The organism is Pseudomonas nabeulensis (assembly GCF_004682045.1).
GTDB classification, from domain to species: Bacteria; Pseudomonadota; Gammaproteobacteria; order Pseudomonadales; family Pseudomonadaceae; genus Aquipseudomonas; species Aquipseudomonas nabeulensis.
Genome location: NZ_QUZT01000020.1, coordinates 1 through 16,051 on the forward strand (window position 1 = coordinate 1; position 16,051 = coordinate 16,051).

General features: G+C 61.3%; 14 protein-coding genes. 6 read left to right on the top strand and 8 right to left on the bottom strand.

Going from position 1 to position 16,051, the window contains the following annotated elements:
• Positions 1-56: 56 nt before the first annotated feature.
• Together DYL61_RS12635 and DYL61_RS12640 are read right to left on the bottom strand one after the other, a co-directional pair.
• Positions 57-764: a YebC/PmpR family DNA-binding transcriptional regulator gene (locus DYL61_RS12635; RefSeq protein WP_135308568.1), complete on the bottom strand. Its 708-nt coding sequence runs from the start codon at positions 762-764 to the stop codon at positions 57-59.
• 99 nt (positions 765-863) lie between these two features.
• Positions 864-1,721, bottom strand: a complete 858-nt coding sequence (locus tag DYL61_RS12640) for a LysR substrate-binding domain-containing protein (protein ID WP_135308569.1) — start codon at positions 1,719-1,721, stop codon at positions 864-866.
• 110 nt (positions 1,722-1,831) lie between these two features.
• On the opposite strand from DYL61_RS12640, the gene DYL61_RS12645 reads away from it, so the two are divergent.
• The 3 genes from DYL61_RS12645 to DYL61_RS12655 all read left to right on the top strand — a co-directional run bounded on the left by DYL61_RS12645 (position 1,832) and on the right by DYL61_RS12655 (position 4,571).
• Positions 1,832-2,959 carry a 2-aminoethylphosphonate--pyruvate transaminase gene (locus tag DYL61_RS12645; protein ID WP_135308570.1) on the top strand — a complete coding sequence of 376 codons (1,128 nt, stop codon included), beginning with the start codon at positions 1,832-1,834 and terminating at the stop codon, positions 2,957-2,959.
• Positions 2,956-3,783 (top strand): phosphonoacetaldehyde hydrolase, encoded by an 828-nt coding sequence (gene phnX, locus DYL61_RS12650; protein ID WP_135308571.1) that lies wholly within the window; start codon positions 2,956-2,958, stop codon positions 3,781-3,783. The genes DYL61_RS12645 and phnX overlap by 4 nt, the downstream gene beginning before the upstream one ends.
• Positions 3,784-4,013: 230 nt before the next feature.
• Positions 4,014-4,571: a cytochrome b gene (locus tag DYL61_RS12655; protein WP_135308572.1), complete on the top strand. Its 558-nt coding sequence runs from the start codon at positions 4,014-4,016 to the stop codon at positions 4,569-4,571.
• Here DYL61_RS12655 and DYL61_RS12660 read toward each other — a convergent pair.
• Both DYL61_RS12660 and DYL61_RS12665 read right to left on the bottom strand, forming a co-directional pair.
• Positions 4,561-5,445: a 1-aminocyclopropane-1-carboxylate deaminase/D-cysteine desulfhydrase gene (locus DYL61_RS12660; protein WP_135308573.1), complete on the bottom strand. Its 885-nt coding sequence runs from the start codon at positions 5,443-5,445 to the stop codon at positions 4,561-4,563. The genes DYL61_RS12655 and DYL61_RS12660 overlap by 11 nt on opposite strands.
• 45 nt (positions 5,446-5,490) lie before the next feature.
• The gene (locus DYL61_RS12665; protein ID WP_135308574.1) at positions 5,491-7,530 is read right to left on the bottom strand and encodes an NADPH-dependent 2,4-dienoyl-CoA reductase; all 2,040 of its coding nucleotides are present in this window, start codon (positions 7,528-7,530) and stop codon (positions 5,491-5,493) included.
• Between the two features lie 211 nt (positions 7,531-7,741).
• On the opposite strand from DYL61_RS12665, the gene DYL61_RS12670 reads away from it, so the two are divergent.
• Positions 7,742-8,872, top strand: coding sequence for a carbon-nitrogen hydrolase family protein (locus DYL61_RS12670; protein WP_135308575.1), 1,131 nt, complete (start codon positions 7,742-7,744; stop codon positions 8,870-8,872).
• Positions 8,869-9,903 (top strand): AraC family transcriptional regulator, encoded by a 1,035-nt coding sequence (locus DYL61_RS12675; RefSeq protein WP_135308576.1) that lies wholly within the window; start codon positions 8,869-8,871, stop codon positions 9,901-9,903. Before DYL61_RS12670 ends, DYL61_RS12675 begins: the two co-directional genes overlap by 4 nt.
• 555 nt (positions 9,904-10,458) lie before the next feature.
• Here DYL61_RS12675 and DYL61_RS12685 read toward each other — a convergent pair.
• On the bottom strand, positions 10,459-11,238 hold the full coding sequence (locus tag DYL61_RS12685; protein WP_135308577.1) for a DUF2242 domain-containing protein: 780 nt from the start codon (positions 11,236-11,238) through the stop codon (positions 10,459-10,461).
• A gap of 89 nt (positions 11,239-11,327) precedes the next feature.
• Positions 11,328-12,227, bottom strand: coding sequence for a LysR family transcriptional regulator (locus DYL61_RS12690; RefSeq protein WP_135308578.1), 900 nt, complete (start codon positions 12,225-12,227; stop codon positions 11,328-11,330).
• Positions 12,228-12,348: 121 nt separating this feature from the next.
• On the opposite strand from DYL61_RS12690, the gene DYL61_RS12695 reads away from it, so the two are divergent.
• The gene (locus DYL61_RS12695; protein ID WP_135308579.1) at positions 12,349-13,494 is read left to right on the top strand and encodes an MFS transporter; all 1,146 of its coding nucleotides are present in this window, start codon (positions 12,349-12,351) and stop codon (positions 13,492-13,494) included.
• 48 nt (positions 13,495-13,542) lie between these two features.
• Here the strand turns inward: DYL61_RS12695 and DYL61_RS12700 are convergent, their stop codons facing one another.
• A complete protein-coding gene (locus DYL61_RS12700) occupies positions 13,543-15,417 on the bottom strand; it encodes a SurA N-terminal domain-containing protein (RefSeq protein WP_135308580.1) in 1,875 nt (624 codons plus the stop codon).
• A 230-nt stretch (positions 15,418-15,647) separates the two neighbouring features.
• On the bottom strand, positions 15,648-15,920 hold the full coding sequence (locus DYL61_RS12705) for an HU family DNA-binding protein (RefSeq protein WP_105695716.1): 273 nt from the start codon (positions 15,918-15,920) through the stop codon (positions 15,648-15,650).
• Positions 15,921-16,051: the final 131 nt, after the last annotated feature.

Below are 16,051 nucleotides of genomic sequence, written 5' to 3' on the forward strand. Positions count from 1 at the left end.
CTGGTATTGGGGCAAGCCCCCTCCCACATTTGGACTGCATTTATCCAGTTGGATAATCAGCCAGCCAGGCCGACAAACATATCCTGCACGTCATCATGGTTGTCCAGGCCTTCCAGGAATGCCTCGACTTCAGCCATCTGCTCATCGGTCAACCCCCTGACCGGGTTTTTCGGGGTGTAGCCCAGCTTGGCCGACAACACGGTGAAACCCTGCTCCGGCAAGGCTTTCTGCACGGCATCCAGGTCGGTGGTCTCGGTGATGAACAGGGTGCTGCCCTCTTCTTCACCGTCTTCAAAATCCTGCGCACCGGCTTCGATAGCGGCCATTTCCGGATCAGCGTCCGGGGTGTCCGGCGAGGCTTCGATCAGGCCGACGTGGTTGAAGTCCCAGGCCACGGAGCCGGAAGCCCCCAGTTGGCCCTTGCGGAACGCCACGCGGATTTCCGCCACGGTACGGTTGATATTGTCGGTTACGCACTCGACGATCAGCGGCACCTGGTGCGGCGCGAACCCTTCGTAGGTTACGCGGTGGTACTGCACGGTTTCGCCCAGCAGGCCGGCGCCTTTCTTGATGGCGCGGTCCAGGGTTTCCTTGGGCATCGAGGCCTTTTTGGCCTGCTCCACCACCAGACGCAGGTGGGCGTTGGTGGAGGTGTCGGCGCCATTGCGGGCGGCGATGGTGATTTCTTTCACCAGCTTGCCGAAGATCTTGCCCTTGGCATTGGCTGCCGCTTCTTTATGTTTGACTTTCCACTGTGCGCCCATGACTCACTCTCTTCTGTCCATCGCGCCCAAACGTCTACTGGCCGGCGCTTTGGGGGCAGAGTTTATAGCGCGCAAACGCAACGTTCCACCAAAAAACGGTCAGGGCGCCAACTCGAAAAACGCCTGGATCAGGCGCAATGAGCGGCGTCGCTCCATGCAGCCGAGCAGGTGATGATTGACCAACCCGTCGCCTTGCAACGGAATCGCCCGCACCCGAGGGTCCGGGCTGACCTCCATGGACGACACCACGCCAATGCCCAATTCGGCGGCGACGGCTTCGGTGACGGCCTCACGGCTGTCCAGCTCCAGAAGCACCTTGGGCTGTACGTCGGCGGCCAGGCAGGCCTCATCAAAGGTGCGACGAGTAGTGGACGTGGGCTCGCGCAGCACCATGATCACCTCATTGAGTTGCTCCAACTGGATACCCTCCGACTGCGTTGCCCACGGATGCTGGGCCGGCACCAAGGCGCATATCCGTGACTCGCCCAAGGGCTGCAAATGCAGGCCATTGCGCGGCTCCACCTCGGTGAGCACCGCCACGTCTGCATGCTCGGACAACAGCGCCGCCAAGGTTTCTTGAGCATTGCCCAAACGCAGGTTGACGGTAATGCCTGGGTAACGCGCTCGCAGGCTGGCGATCAAAGGCATTACCAAGTGCGGACCATCGGCGGCCACCTCCAGGCGCCCGGTGAGCAACTGACGGTTGGCCTCCAGCAGCGCCTGTGCCTCGTCCACCAACCCAAAGATCGACCGCGTAATCGCCGCCAGCCGTGCGCCCTCCTCGGTCACCTCCACCCGTCGCGCCGTACGGCGCAGCAAGGGAATCTGGTAGTACTCCTCCAGCGCCTTGATATGCCCGGTCACCGCCGGCTGGCTGATAAACAGCCGCTTAGCGGCCCCGGTAAAACTGCCCTCACGGGCCACGGCATCGAATGCACGCAATTGAAACAGGTTCATAGCTATCGGCCTCACTGATAGCTCGCATAACAACAAACAATTTGATTGATAACAAGCCAAACTGCAATTTAGGCGCCGTAGATTCAGCCCAAGCTTTGCGAGGATTTGAGATGACCACCGCTGCGCCCATCCTGCTCACTCCCGGCCCCTTGACCACCGCCGCCCGCACCCGCCAGGCGATGCAGGTGGACTGGGGCTCATGGGACGAGGGTTTCAACCAACTCACCGCCAGTGTCTGCGAGCAATTGCTGGCGATCATCGACGGTGCCGACAGCCACCACTGCGTGCCCTTGCAAGGCAGCGGCACTTTCGCCGTCGAATCGGCCATCGGCACCCTGGTGCCGCGCACGGGCAAAGTGCTGGTGCTGATCAACGGCGCCTACGGCAAGCGTCTGGCCAAGATCTGTGAAGTGCTGGGCCGTGATTTCAGCACCTTTGAAACCGCCGAAGACCAACCCACCACCGCCGCTGACGTCGACCGCCTGCTGCACGCCGACACCGCAATTACCCATGTTGCGTTGATCCACTGCGAAACCAGCACCGGCATCCTCAATCCGCTGCCTGAGATCGCCCAGGTCGTGAAGCAGCATGGCAAGCGCTTGATCATCGACGCCATGAGTTCCTTCGGTGCCCTGCCAATCGATGCCCGCGCGGTGCCGTTCGACGCGCTGATCGCCGCCTCCGGCAAGTGCCTGGAGGGCGTACCCGGCATGGGTTTTGTCTTCGCCAATAAACAAGCGCTGGCCGCCGCCCAGGGCAACTGCCACTCCCTGGCGCTAGACCTGTTCGACCAGCACGCCTATATGGCCAAGACCGGCCAGTGGCGCTTCACCCCGCCCACCCACGTGGTCGCGGCGTTGCATGAAGCCCTGCTGCAATACGCCGAAGCAGGTGGCCTGCCAGCCCGCCATCAGCGTTATGCGCGTAACTGCCAGGTGCTACTGGACGGAATGGCCGAACTGGGACTGCGCAGCTTTCTGCCCGCAGCGATCCAGGCGCCGATCATCGTCACGTTCCACGCCCCGCAAGACCCGCGCTATCAGTTCAAGGACTTCTACGAGCGGGTCAAGGCCAAGGGGTTCATCCTCTATCCCGGCAAGCTGACCCAGGTGGACACCTTCCGCGTGGGCTGCATCGGCCATGTCGACACCCCGGACATGCACGCCGCCGTCAGCGCCATCGCCGACGTACTGCACGCCATGGGCATCACTCTTTCATCGATTGGATCGCAAGCATGAGCTACCAAAACCCCAACACCCTGCAAGCCGTGATCCTCGACTGGGCCGGCACCGTGGTCGACTTCGGCTCGTTCGCGCCCACGCAGATTTTTGTCGAGGCCTTTGCCGAGTTCGGCGTGGACGTTTCCATCGAAGAAGCCCGTGGCCCGATGGGCATGGGCAAGTGGGACCATATCCGCACCCTCTGCGATCAGCCGCAAGTGGCCGAGCGTTATCGCAAGGCTTTTGGCCGCGCGCCCACCGATGATGACGTGACCGCCATCTATCAGCGCTTCATGCCGCTGCAGATCGAAAAGATTGCCGAGCATTCGGCGCTGATCCCCGGCGCCCTCGACACCATCGCGCGCCTGCGCAAGCAAGGCATCAAGATCGGTTCCTGCTCCGGCTACCCCAAGCAGGTGATGGACAAGGTGGTTGCCCTGGCCGCCACCAATGGCTATGTCGCCGACCACGTGGTCGCCACCGACGAAGTACCCAACGGCCGCCCGTGGCCGGCCCAGGCCCTGGCCAACGTGATTGCGCTGGGCATCAGTGATGTGGCGGCCTGCGTCAAGGTCGACGACACCGTGCCGGGCATCCTCGAAGGCCGTCGTGCGGGCATGTGGACGGTGGCGCTGACCTGCTCCGGGAATGCCCTGGGCCTGACCTATGAGCAATTCTGCGCGCTGGACAGCGCCACGTTGGCCTGCGAGCGCGCGTGCATCGAGGCGATGTTCAAGGACTCGCGCCCGCATTACCTGATCGACACGATCAACGAGCTGCCGGCCGTGATAGCCGATATCAACCAGCGCCTGGCCCGTGGGGAAATGCCGCAGAGTTACTGATAGAGGTCAAGACAAGGGCATTGCGCCAGGCAAAGCACTCGAAACCGGCATACAGTTAAAGGACTGCGTCGTCGAAGAACGCAATGCTGTTCCGTGAAAAACTGTTTCTGTGGCGAGGGAGCTTGCTCCCGTTGGGGCGCGAAGCGACCCTGAACAGGGGACTGCTTCGCAGTCCTACGGGAGCAAGCTCCCTCGCCACAGGTACGCCCTGATGAGTGAGGAACAAAGCGATGCCGTGGAAAAACTCCGATACGCGTTACAGCACCATGTCGATTGCATTGCACTGGCTGATGGTGGTGCTGCTGGCGGTGGTCTACGCCTGCATCGAATTGCGCGGGCAGTTCCCCAAGGGCAGTGGTGCACGCACGTTGATCGTCGAAATGCACTTTATGTTTGGCCTCACCGTGTTTGTGCTGGTGTGGCTGCGTCTGTTCGCCCGCAGCCTCGGGGTGGCGCCGAAGATCGTGCCTGCACCGCCACAATGGCAAAGCCTGTTGGCGACGCTGATGCACTTCGCCCTGTATGCCTTGATGATCGGTATGCCGATTGCCGGTTGGCTGATCGTTAGCGCCGAGGGGCATTCGGTGATGTTCTATGGCATGGAGTTGCCGCCACTGATCGCCGAGAACAAGGCACTGGCCAAGGAGATTGAAGGCTGGCATGTGCTGTTCGGCCAGATCGGTTATTGGTTGATCGGGCTGCATGCGCTGGCGGGGATCTTTCACCACTACGTGATGCGGGATAACACCGCGCTGCGGATGATGCCGGGTAAGCGCGCTAATCCTTGAAACCTCGGCGGCCTTGCAGACCGCCGGTATGCATGAAAACCAGGCGAGTGCCGGGAGGAAAACGCCCGGCCTCGATCTGCTGCTTCAACGCCAACAACGCCTTGCCGGTGTAGAGCGGCTCCAGCGGTAAACCGCAGGCTTTTTGCGTGGTTTCAATAAAGTCGAGAAGCGGTGGATCGACCTTGGCGAATCCGCCTCGGCTGGCGTCCAACAGTTCGTATCCCGCCTGCACCAGCGCACTCACGTTCTGCGCCACGCCATGATCATCCGGCACCGCCATGGCGCCGTACACCGGATGCGCGCCCGCCTCTGCCAGCACCAACCCCGCCAACGTGGTCCCCGTCCCCGCCGCCAACCACCACGCGTCGTAATCGTCCCAGCCCAGGGTGTGCAACTGCGCGCGAACCTGCTCCACCAGCACGCCACAACCAAGCGCACCGGCAAGCCCACCGCCCCCTTCGGGTACAGGGTGGAAGCCTGGATAGCGCTCGCGCCAGGGCAACCAAAAATCCGCCGCATGCCGTGCGCGATAGCCGCCATACCCCAACCAATGCAGCTGCATGCCGAAGGCTTGCAGGTCATGGACAGTGGCGTTCTCTTGAGGGTGCCCGCGTAACAGGCCGACGGTGGGGAAACCAAAGCGTTTCCCCGCCGCCGCCAACGCATGCAGATGATTGGAATAGGCACCGCCCAGGCTGATGATGCCGCTGGCGTTTTGCGCCTGGGCCAGGTGCCCGGTGAGCTTGAACCACTTGTTGCCGCTGATCAGCGGGTCGATGCGGTCCAGGCGCAGCACCGCCAGCTCGACACCTTGCAGCCAATCCAGCAGCAAGGGTTCAAGCGGTGCATGGGGAAGCCAATCGAAAGGGCCCATCGGGGGTGCATCTCTGCGTGCAAAGGGCCCGTAGTCTATGTCGCCTTACAGCTCGGCGGCCAGTCGCGAGCCCTGGTTGATGGCGCGCTTGGCGTCCAGCTCGGCCGCCACATCGGCGCCGCCGATCAGGTGCACGTTCTGGCCGGCGGCGACCAGGCCATCCTGCAACTCGCGCAACGGGTCCTGCCCGGCGCAGATCACGATGTTATCCACCGCCAGCACTTTGGGCTCGCCCTCGGCGCCGATGCGGATATGCAGGCCGTCGTCATCGATCTTCAGGTATTCGACGCTGTTGAGCATCTGCACCTGCTTGTTCTTCAAACCCGTACGGTGGATCCAGCCGGTGGTCTTGCCCAGGCCGTCGCCGACCTTGGACGCCTTGCGTTGCAGCAGGAACACTTCACGCGCCGGGGCGTGGACCTGGGCCTGGATGCCGGCCACACCGCCACGGGCTTGCAGTTGGGTGTCGATGCCCCACTCCTTCCAGAACGCCTCGCGGTCGAGGCTGGTGGACGTACCGGCATGCACCAGGAACTCCGACACGTCGAAACCAATGCCACCGGCACCAATCACTGCCACGCGCTTGCCCACCGGTTTGCGCGCCAGGATCACGTCGAGGTAACTCAGCACCTTGGCGTTCTCGATCCCTGGGATCGCCGGTGTGCGCGGCGCAATGCCGGTGGCCAGGATGATCTCGTCGTAACCGCCCGCCTTCAATTGCTCAACATCCACGCGAGTGTTGAGGCACAGCTCCACATGGGTGGTCTGCAATTTGCGCTTGAAGTAGCGCAGGGTTTCGAAAAACTCTTCCTTGCCCGGCACGCGCTTGGCGATATTGAACTGGCCGCCAATTTCGCTGGCCGAATCGAACAGGGTCACTTGATGGCCCCGTTCAGCCGCGACAGTGGCGGCGGCGAGGCCCGCAGGACCGGCGCCGACGACGGCGATTTTCTTGATCTGCTTCACCGGCAGATAATTCAATTCGGTTTCGTAGCAGGCCCGAGGGTTAACCAGACAGGTGGTCAGCTTGCCGCCAAAGGTGTGGTCCAGGCACGCCTGGTTGCAGCCGATGCAGGTGTTGATCTCATCGGCGCGCCCAGCAGCCGCCTTGTTGACGAACTCAGGGTCGGCAAGGAACGGCCGTGCCATCGAGACCATATCCGCATCGCCTTCGGCGAGGATCTGCTCGGCGATTTCCGGGGTGTTGATGCGGTTGGTGGTGATCAGCGGAATCTGCACCGCGCCACGCAGCTTCGCGGTGACTTTGCTGAACGCGCCACGCGGCACTTTGGTGGCAATGGTCGGGATACGTGCTTCGTGCCAGCCGATGCCGGTGTTGATAATCGTCGCGCCGGCCTGTTCGATGGCCTTGGCCAACTGCACGATTTCTTCCCACGTGCTGCCGCCCTCGACCAGGTCGAGCATCGACAGACGGAAGATGATGATGAAATTCGGGCCTACGGCTTCCCGTACACGGCGCACAATTTCCACGGCCAGACGCATACGGTTTTCATAGCTGCCGCCCCAGCGGTCGGTGCGATGGTTGGTGTGCGCCGCGAGAAACTGGTTAATGAAATAACCTTCGGACCCCATGATTTCCACGCCATCATATTCGGCGACCTGGGCCAGCAGCGAGCAGGTGACGAAGTCCTGAATCTGCTTCTCGATGCCGTCCTCATCCAGTTCCTTGGGCTTGAACGGGTTGATCGGCGCCTGGATCGCGCTCGGTGCGACCTGCTTGGGACTGTAGGCATAACGGCCGGCATGGAGAATCTGCATGCAAATCTTGCCGCCCGCCTCGTGCACGGCCTTCGTGACGATCTTGTGCTTTTGCGCCTCTTCATCGGTGGTCAGCTTGGCTGCACCCGCATAGACGCCGCCTTCATCATTCGGGCCGATGCCGCCGGTGACCATCAAGCCCACGCCGCCACGGGCACGTTCGGCGAAGTACGCCGCCATACGCTCAAAGCCGCCGGGTTTTTCTTCCAGGCCGGTGTGCATCGAGCCCATCAGGGTGCGATTGCGCAACGTGGTAAAACCCAGGTCCAACGGGGCCAGCAGGTGCGGGTAGGCAGCAGCGGTCATGGTCAAGCTCCACAACGGATCATCACGGGACGTGGCGCGCTCGAACGGCGTGCCATCGGTTTATGTCCCACAGACTAAGAGGCGATGGATGTCGGCTCAATGACCATAACTGACAACTTATTGATCCAAATGCACAGCGCCCCTTGGCAAGCCGGTGCATGGGCCCTACCCTGTCAGCGAACCCAACACCCGGTCTGTTGTCTGTTGCCCCATGCGTAAACTTCTAGCTTTTACCGTCTCCCTGGCCCTGGTTGCCGCCATCACCGCGTATCTGGTCTGGACCCAGGAGCGCCCCGTGGCGCATTACCTGTCGGACCTGCGTATCACCCTCGCCGTGAATGAAGGCCTGCCGGCCGATCGCGGGAATCTTTTGGGCATTCAGCCCGAGCTGTTCCCGGCCGACTATCAGAGCCTGGAGCGCCTGCACCTCAAGCTCGCCGCTTATTTGCAAAAGGCCCGGGACCAGGGGCTGATCAATGACAAGACCATCGTGGTACTGCCGGAACATATTGGTACGTGGCTGATGCTCACCGGCGAAAAAAACGAGGTGTATCAGGCCCTGCATGCCAAAGATGCGATGAACTGGTTGTCGATCAGCAACCCATGGCTGTTTGCCCGCGCCTGGATCGGTGCCACCGGCGAGAACCGCACCGAGGACGCCTATCTGCGCATGAAGGCCTCCAGCATGGCCCGCGACTACCAACTACTGTTTGGCGGCCTGGCCAAGGAATTTGGCGTCACCCTGGTGGCCGGCACCATCGCCCTGCCCAATCCGAGCGTGGACCAAGGCCAACTGCACATCGGCCATGGCCCCTTATTCAACGCCAGCGTGGTGTTTGGTACAGACGGCGCCCCCGTTGGCCAGCCGCAGCGCCAGTTCTATCCGATCTACGATGAACGGGGTTTTGTTGAACCCGGCGATGAAAACATCGTGAACGTGGTCGATACGCCGGCCGGTCGCCTGGGCATTCTGGTGGGCAGCGACAGCTGGTACCCGGACAATTACCGCAAACTCAATGAACACGGCGCGCAACTGATTGCAGTGCCGGCCTTCGTACTCGGTCGCGATACCTGGGACCGTCCTTGGCGCGGCTTTAAAAGCGTGTCCACACCGCCGGAAATCAGCCTCAAGCCCGAAGAACTCAGCGAAGGCGAAGCCTGGCGCCGGCTGACCCTGATCAGCCAACAACCCATCAGCCAGGCCACGGCAGGCATGAGCGTGTTCCTACGCGGGCAATTCTGGGACCTGGGCACCGCCGGCCACAGTTTTCTCAGCAACAATGGGCAGATCAACGCCGATGGCGAAGCCCGTGGCGCACGCTTGTTGAATGTCTGGCTGTGAAACCGGTGCGGCTGGGGGATCTGTCGGTGGGCTTCGTGCACACCTTGGCCGATGCTATTCACAGTCTTGGCCTGGATCCACAACCGCTGCTGCTGCAATACGGCCTCGACCCCGCTCGGCTGGCCGAAGCCGGTGCACGCCTGTCGATCCCGCGCTACATGCGCCTGGGCCATGCCGCCATTCAACTCACCGGCGACCCCGGCCTTGGCTTGCGCATGGGCCAGCTCAGCCGCTTGAGCCAGGCGGGCCTTGCGGGCGTCACAGCAGCGCAAGCGCCCAATGTGCGCGAAGCCGCCCGCGTACTCACGCGCTTTGAGGCGTTGTACGGTTCCAACTATCGTGGGCAATCGAGCTTTTACGAGGATGCGGACGGTGCCTGGCTGCGCTTCTACTCCATCAGCCCCTACAACGCCTACAACCGCTTTGTGGTGGACTCGATCATCTCCGGCTGGCTGGCCCAGTTGTCGGCTGTGGCGCAGCAAACCGTGCAGGCGCACCGCATCGAGATCGAGTTCGAAGCGCCGGACTATAGCGAGCAGTACAGCGTATTGGGGAATGGCCAGATCCTGTTTGGCGCCGAGTCCAACCAGTTGCGCTTGAACCAGCACGCCCTGGCCCTGCGCAACCCACAGCACTGCCCCAGTACCTGGAACCTGTTGTTACAACTGTGTGAGAGAGAGTTGGAGCAGTTGACCCGCACCCGCAGCCTGCGCGAGCGCATCACCCGTTTGCTCGGGCCGATGCTCAATGGCGGCCGGGAACCCGACCTGGAAGAAGTGGCGGCACGCTTGAAGCTGCCAACCTGGACACTGCGCCGCAAACTGGCCGATGAGGGCACTCAGTTCCGCGCGATTCTCAACGACACCCGCCGCGACCTGGCCATGACCTACATTCGCGATACGGAACTGGCGTTCGGCGAGATCGCCTACTTGCTCGGTTTTGCCTCAGCCCAGGCGTTTCAACGGGCGTTCAGGCGGTGGAACAACCAGACCCCAGGGGAATTTCGCCGCAGTCAGCGGCATTCCGCCTGAAGTCGGTCTTACAGCTCTGTTGCGTCGTCTGCTGGCTCCAGCGGGTCCGACTCAATCGCGTGGTACTCGAGCAGTTCTTCCTGGTAATCGTCCATCGTGGACTCCTTGTTGAGTTGAATACGCTTGCAGGTAAGTGACCTGCATCACCAGCCTAAAGTGCCGTTGTGACGAAAAAATGTCTGCGCCATGACGTTCCTGCACTTCAGGATTAAACGTAGCAGCGTTGTGGCAATTTAGCATCTGGACCGGGCGGAGTGCAGTCAACTGTGGGAGGGGGCTTGCCCCCGATGGCGGTGGGTCAGCCAGCACTTGTGTCGACTGACACACCGCCTTCGCGGGCAAGCCCGCTCCCACAGGGGATTGGGGTTCAGTCAGTTTCCGGGCTTGGCATACATCCAAATGTGGGAGGGGCGGTGCGACGATTCGACTTGCCCCCGATGGCGGTGGGTCAGTTTGCACTTGTGTTGGCTGACACACCGGCATCGGGGGCAAGCCCCCTCCCACAGGGGATTGGTGGCGCACCCGCTTCTTGAGTTAGGCACAGGGCCGTCTGAGTTACTGCGAAGGCGTCGGCAGTGGCGGAATCGCTTCGGTCGGCGCCGGCAGGTCCGGGTTGCTCGTCGCGGGCGCAGCAGCCGGTGCTTCCTGTGGCGCAATCGGCGCCGGTTCGGCAGGTGGCGCGACCGGCTCGGACACGGCGGGCTCTTCCTTCGGTGCCTCGACCTTCTCGGCGGCAGGCACAACTTTCGGCTCCGGCACGCCCAGGTCAGCCTTCGGCTTCTCCGGAATATGCTCGGCCTGCTTCACTTCCTGCGGCAGGAACACGTCCACCAGCGCAAAGTAACGCTCGTAGAACTTCGGCGCCGACACCGTTTCACTCGCCACCTTCACCATCGAATCATCGGTGGAGCCAATCGGCATCGACACCGAGCCCAACACGCCCACCCCGAGGCTCGCGGAGTTATTGACCTTCTTCAACGCATAGCGATCCTGCAAGGCGTTGGCGAACATCGTGGAGTGGTTGGTGCCTTTGCCATCATCGGCACACACCACGTTGAAGCTGATCTGCATGTGGGTCTCGCCGGTCTGCTGGAAACTCTTGTTCCCCACCACCAGTTTCGGGTCGCTGCTGGTGATGATGTAGCCCTGGCTCAACAGCGCACGACGCGCCGCTTCACAGGCGGCAACATCACTGACCGGGTAATCCCGCGAAAACGTACCGGAGTCGTCGAAATTCTCATGTTCATAAATAGCGGTCTTGGGTGACGAGCAGCCCGCAGCGCCCGCCAGCACCAGCGCCAGCCCGAGGCTGCGCAAGTGGAATGATGTCAACATTGAAAATCCTGAGGAAAACGGTCCGGGCGGTATTGTGCAACAGAACGAGGCCTTGGCGCGCGCATTCCTGTCGGTAAAACGTCACAGGTTTAATCGTTGGTGGCCGTGGGAAAAAGCCCGGCACACATATGATCAATAAACACACGCAATTTGACCGAAGCATGGCGACTTGATGGCCACAACATCCAGAAACTCCCCCGGTGCTCCAGGTAATCGTCCAGTACCCGTTGAAGGCGCCCCTCTCCCACGGCCTGGTTGACCATGTAATCCGGCAGGCAGGCAATGCCCAAGTCTTCATGCACCACATGGTTGAGGGATTCGATGGTGGTGCTGACCAACGGCGTGCGCAACACCGGTTCCGGGGCGCCAGGTGCCAGACGCAATGGCCAGGGTTCCAGCTTGCCGGTCGCGCAAAATTTGTGACGCAGGCAAGCATGGTCGTTCAAGTGCAGGGGTTGTTGTGGGGTGCCGTGCTGCCTAAAGTAGGCCGGCGTGCCCACCAGCACCAGTTGGTAATGCCCTAGGTGACGAGCCATCAGACGCGAATCCTCTGGCTTGCCGGTGCGAATCACCGCGTCGAAACCCTCCTCGATCACATCCACCATGCGGTCGGAAAAGTCCACATCCAGTTCGATCTCAGGATAGGCACGCATAAAGTCACTGAGCACCGGCATCAGCAAGCCACGCACTTGCGGCACGCTGATGCGCAACTTGCCCCGAGGCGTAGCGCCGGCCTCGGTCAACTCGCGCTCGGCGGCCTCGACCTCGGCGAGGATGCGCCGCGAACGCTCAAGGAACAACGCGCCCTCCCCGGTCAGGGTGATGCTGCGCGTGCTGCGGTGAAACAGGCGTACCCCCAGGCGCTCTTCCAGGCGCGCAATGCTTTTTCCTACAGCAGATGACGACACCCCCAGCACCCGGCCGGCAGCCGTGAAGCTGCGGGTCTCCGCGACCTGCACAAATACTGAGAGACTGCCCAGACTGTCCATCATCTGCTCCACTATTACGGACGTCGGCGTCCGATAAGTTCGGAACCTTAGCCTGTTTTTCCGTTGACCACAGCCCCCTACCCTGACGCCTTTCCCTTTCCCTTTCCCTGGATATAGCGTTATGACGTCACTGGTTATCGAGTCCCCGGATAGATTGCCGCTGGGCGGCTTGCTTGCACTGGCCTGCGCCGGCTTTATCACCATCCTCACCGAAGCCATGCCCGCCGGGTTGCTACCACAGATGGGCGAAGGCTTGGATGTGTCGCCCGCACTGGTCGGCCAACTGGTTACCCTCTATGCCCTGGGCTCATTGCTGGCGGCGATTCCGCTGACGTTGCTGACCCGTGGCTGGCGCCGACGCCCGTTGCTGCTAATCGCCATTGGTGGCTTTGCCTTGGTCAACAGTGTGACCGCCCTCTCCAGCCACTACGGTTTGACCTTGGCGGCGCGCTTCTTCGCTGGGGTATTCGCCGGACTGCTCTGGGCGCTGCTGGCTGGATATGCCAGCCGGATGGTGGCACCGCACCTGCAAGGCCGTGCGATTGCCGTGGCGATGCTGGGCGCACCGTTGGCACTGTCACTGGGCGTACCTGCGGGGACCTTTCTCGGCACCGCGGTAGGCTGGCGCCTGAGCTTCGGCATCATGACCGCTCTGACCCTGATACTGCTGATCTGGGCACGCTGGCAACTACCGGACTTTGCCGGCCAGTCCTCAGAGAAACGCCTGGGCCTGCGCCAGGTGCTGACCTTGCCAGGCATTCGTCCGGTGCTGTGGGTGACTTTTACCTACGTGTTGGCGCACAACATTCTGTACACCTATGTCGCGCCACTGCTGGTGCCGGCGGGGATCGACGCCGAGATCGACCGGGTACTGCTGGTATTTGGCCTGGCGGCGCTAATCAGTATCTGGCTAGTGGGACTGTTGATCGACCGTTGGTTGCGCACACTGGTGCTGATCAGTTGCGTGTTGTTTGGCCTGGTGGCCCTGGCGCTGGCGTTCTGGCTCCATTCACCCTGGGCGATCTACATTGCCGTAGCGGTGTGGGGATTGGCCTTCGGCGGCCTGCCTGCCTTACTGCAAACCGCGCTCGCCAAGGCGGCGGGAGATTCAGCGGACGCAGCACAGTCGATGCTCGTCACGGTGTGGAACCTGGGTATCGCCGGCGGTGGCTTGGCGGGTGGCTTGCTACTGCAGAGATGGGGCGTGATCGCGTTCCCTTGGGCAGTGGTTCTGCTGATGGTGTTGGCCCTGAGCAAGCGCCCATAAAAAAGCCCCCGGGCTGTTCAGGCCGGGGGCTTTTTATTCAAAGCGACATCAGAACTTCTTGATGTCAGCCTTTTCTTCCAACTGCTTGCGGTACGCCGCGAAGTCCTGCTGGCCCACACGGGAGGCGAGGAAGCGACGGATTTGCGCTTTCTCTTCGTCCGTTGGAGCAACCGCTTCATTGACGCCGTTCAAGCGCACGATCACCAGGCTACCGTCACGCAGGGTCACGGTGGTGAAGGTCGGCTTGTCCTTGGCCGCAGGCTTGGGCATGCGGAACAGGGCTTGCAGCACGGCCGGGTCGATCCCTTCCTGGCTACGGGTAGCCGCCTCGGTAACCTTCCACGCCTGGCCGTCTACCGGCTGGTTCAGCGGAGTCTTGCCATCGCGCAGGCTGGCGATCAACTCGTCAGCATGAGCCTTGGCAGCCGCGCTGGCGCGCTCCTTGGTCATCTGGGTGCGGATCGCCGCAGCCACGCTTTCCAGCGGCAGCTGGGTAGGCTTCAAGTGCTCTTTGGCGCGCAGCACGATGATGGTTTCCGGGTCCAGCTCGATAGCGGAGCTGTTGGCACCCTCATCCAGGACTTCCGGGCTGAACGCTGCGGTGACCACAGCACGGTTGGCCGCAACACCTTCACCACCTTCACGGCCAAACGGCGCGGAGGTGTGAACGGTCAATTTCAGGTCGGACGCTGGCTGAGCCAGGTCGGAGGCTTCGAATGCCGCATCTTCCAATTGCTTGGTCGCTTCGACATAACGCTGCTCGACTTGTTGAGTCTTGAGCTCGCGGGTCAGCTTGTCCTTCAGGCTGGCAAACGTCGGCACCTGCGGTGCTTCAACGCCCAACAGCTTGATCAGGTGCCAACCGAAGGCGCTGCGCACCGGCGCGGAAACCTGGTCCTTGTTCAAGGCGTACAAGGCGGTCTCGAAGTCCGGATCGTAGACGCCTGGGCCTGCAAAGCCCAAATCGCCACCGCTGTTGGCCGAACCGGGATCCTGGGAGAACTCCTTGGCCAAGGCTTCGAATTTCTCACCCTTGGCCAGACGTGCCTGGATCTCTTCGATCTTGGCCTTGGCCTGGGCGTCGGTGACCTTGTCGTTGACTTCAATCAGAATGTGGGCCGCACGACGCTGTTCGGCGAGGTTGGCGATTTCTTTCTGATAGGCAGCCTGCAGCTCATCGTCCTTGACGCTGACCTGGTCAAAGAACGAAGACTTCTTCAACTCCAGATAGTCGATAACGACTTGGTCCGGGGTCATGAACTCTTTGGCGTGCTGGTCGTAGTAGGCCTTGACCTCGTCGTCGGTGATTTTCACCGCAGCAGCGTCAGCCTTGATGTTGACGGTAGCGAAGTCGCGGGTCTGCTTTTCCAGACGGGCGAATGCCAGTACCTGGGCGTCGGTGACAAAACCACTGCCGGCGATACCTGCGCGAACCTGGCCGATCAGCATTTCCTGGGTCATCATCTGACGGAACTGCATACGGCTGTAGCCCAGTTGACGGATCACCTGGTCAAAGCGGTCGGCGTTGAACTTGCCGTCCACCTGGAATTCCGGCGTCTGCAGGATCACTTGGTCCAACGAAGCTTCCGAGAAGCCAAACTTGGAATCAGCGGCACCTTGCAGCAGCAGCTTGCGATCGATCAGGCCCTTGAGGGCCGCTTCGCGCAGCAGTTTTTCGTCCAGCAGGGAAGCATCGAAATCCTTGCCCAGCTGTTGCATCAGCTGGCGACGTTGCATGTCGACGGCCTGGCTCAGCTCGGTCTGGGTGATCTCTTCACCGTTGACCTTGGCCACGTCCTGCTTGTTGTTACCCGAAGCCTGGAAAATAGCTTCGATACCGGTGAACGCCATCAATGCGACGATGATCCCGATGATGGTCTTGGCAATCCAGCCTTGTGAATTGTCCCTGATATTTTGCAGCATGCGTCCCCCAGAAACGGTTGAACTTCAAAAATAGACAACCGTGGAGCGTGGGTAGAGTACGGATATAAGAAAGGCGCATCCAAGGATGCGCCTTCTCGCAACTGGCGGAGCGGACGGGGGCTTTGGTTCTCCCCCCGGCTTTGCGACCCGATGCGTACGTGGGTCTTCTGCCGCTCCGCTGCCAGGTCGAACCTGCGTTCGACCCGGGTAGGTCAAGGCTTGATCGAAGCTTAGTTAACGGCTTCTTTCAGGGCTTTACCGGCTTTGAAACCTGGTTTCTTGGCAGCAGCGATTTTCAGGGCTGCGCCAGTCTGTGGGTTACGGCCAGTGCGAGCTGGGCGGTCAGTCACAGAGAAAGTACCGAAGCCTACCAGTACCACGGAGTCGCCGGCCTTCAGAGCGCCAGTGACGGATTCGATTACTGCATCCAGCGCACGGCCAGCAGCAGCTTTCGGGATATCAGCGGATGCAGCGATAGCATCAATCAGTTCCGACTTGTTCACTCTAAGTCCCCTTATATATCTATTGAGTATGATTCTAAGTTTTTTGGTAAACAGCAAAAACCAGTGCTGAATGGCCTACAGACACTTAAGAGCCGCTTTATAACAAGGGCTCTAAAAAGCTGTCAAGGAAG

Bases quoted from the DNA above. Each gene is read 5' to 3' on its own strand.
- DYL61_RS12700 (WP_135308580.1), bottom strand. From the start codon at position 15,417: ATGCTGCAAAATATCAGGGACAATTCACAAGGCTGGATTGCCAAGACC.
- DYL61_RS12645 (WP_135308570.1), top strand. From the start codon at position 1,832: ATGACCACCGCTGCGCCCATCCTGCTCACTCCCGGCCCCTTGACCACC.
- DYL61_RS12685 (WP_135308577.1), bottom strand. From the start codon at position 11,238: ATGTTGACATCATTCCACTTGCGCAGCCTCGGGCTGGCGCTGGTGCTG.
- DYL61_RS12690 (WP_135308578.1), bottom strand. From the start codon at position 12,227: ATGGACAGTCTGGGCAGTCTCTCAGTATTTGTGCAGGTCGCGGAGACC.
- DYL61_RS12695 (WP_135308579.1), top strand. From the start codon at position 12,349: ATGACGTCACTGGTTATCGAGTCCCCGGATAGATTGCCGCTGGGCGGC.
- phnX (WP_135308571.1), top strand. From the start codon at position 2,956: ATGAGCTACCAAAACCCCAACACCCTGCAAGCCGTGATCCTCGACTGG.
- DYL61_RS12670 (WP_135308575.1), top strand. From the start codon at position 7,742: ATGCGTAAACTTCTAGCTTTTACCGTCTCCCTGGCCCTGGTTGCCGCC.
- DYL61_RS12635 (WP_135308568.1), bottom strand. From the start codon at position 764: ATGGGCGCACAGTGGAAAGTCAAACATAAAGAAGCGGCAGCCAATGCC.
- DYL61_RS12665 (WP_135308574.1), bottom strand. From the start codon at position 7,530: ATGACCGCTGCTGCCTACCCGCACCTGCTGGCCCCGTTGGACCTGGGT.
- DYL61_RS12640 (WP_135308569.1), bottom strand. From the start codon at position 1,721: ATGAACCTGTTTCAATTGCGTGCATTCGATGCCGTGGCCCGTGAGGGC.
- DYL61_RS12660 (WP_135308573.1), bottom strand. From the start codon at position 5,445: ATGGGCCCTTTCGATTGGCTTCCCCATGCACCGCTTGAACCCTTGCTG.
- DYL61_RS12655 (WP_135308572.1), top strand. From the start codon at position 4,014: ATGCCGTGGAAAAACTCCGATACGCGTTACAGCACCATGTCGATTGCA.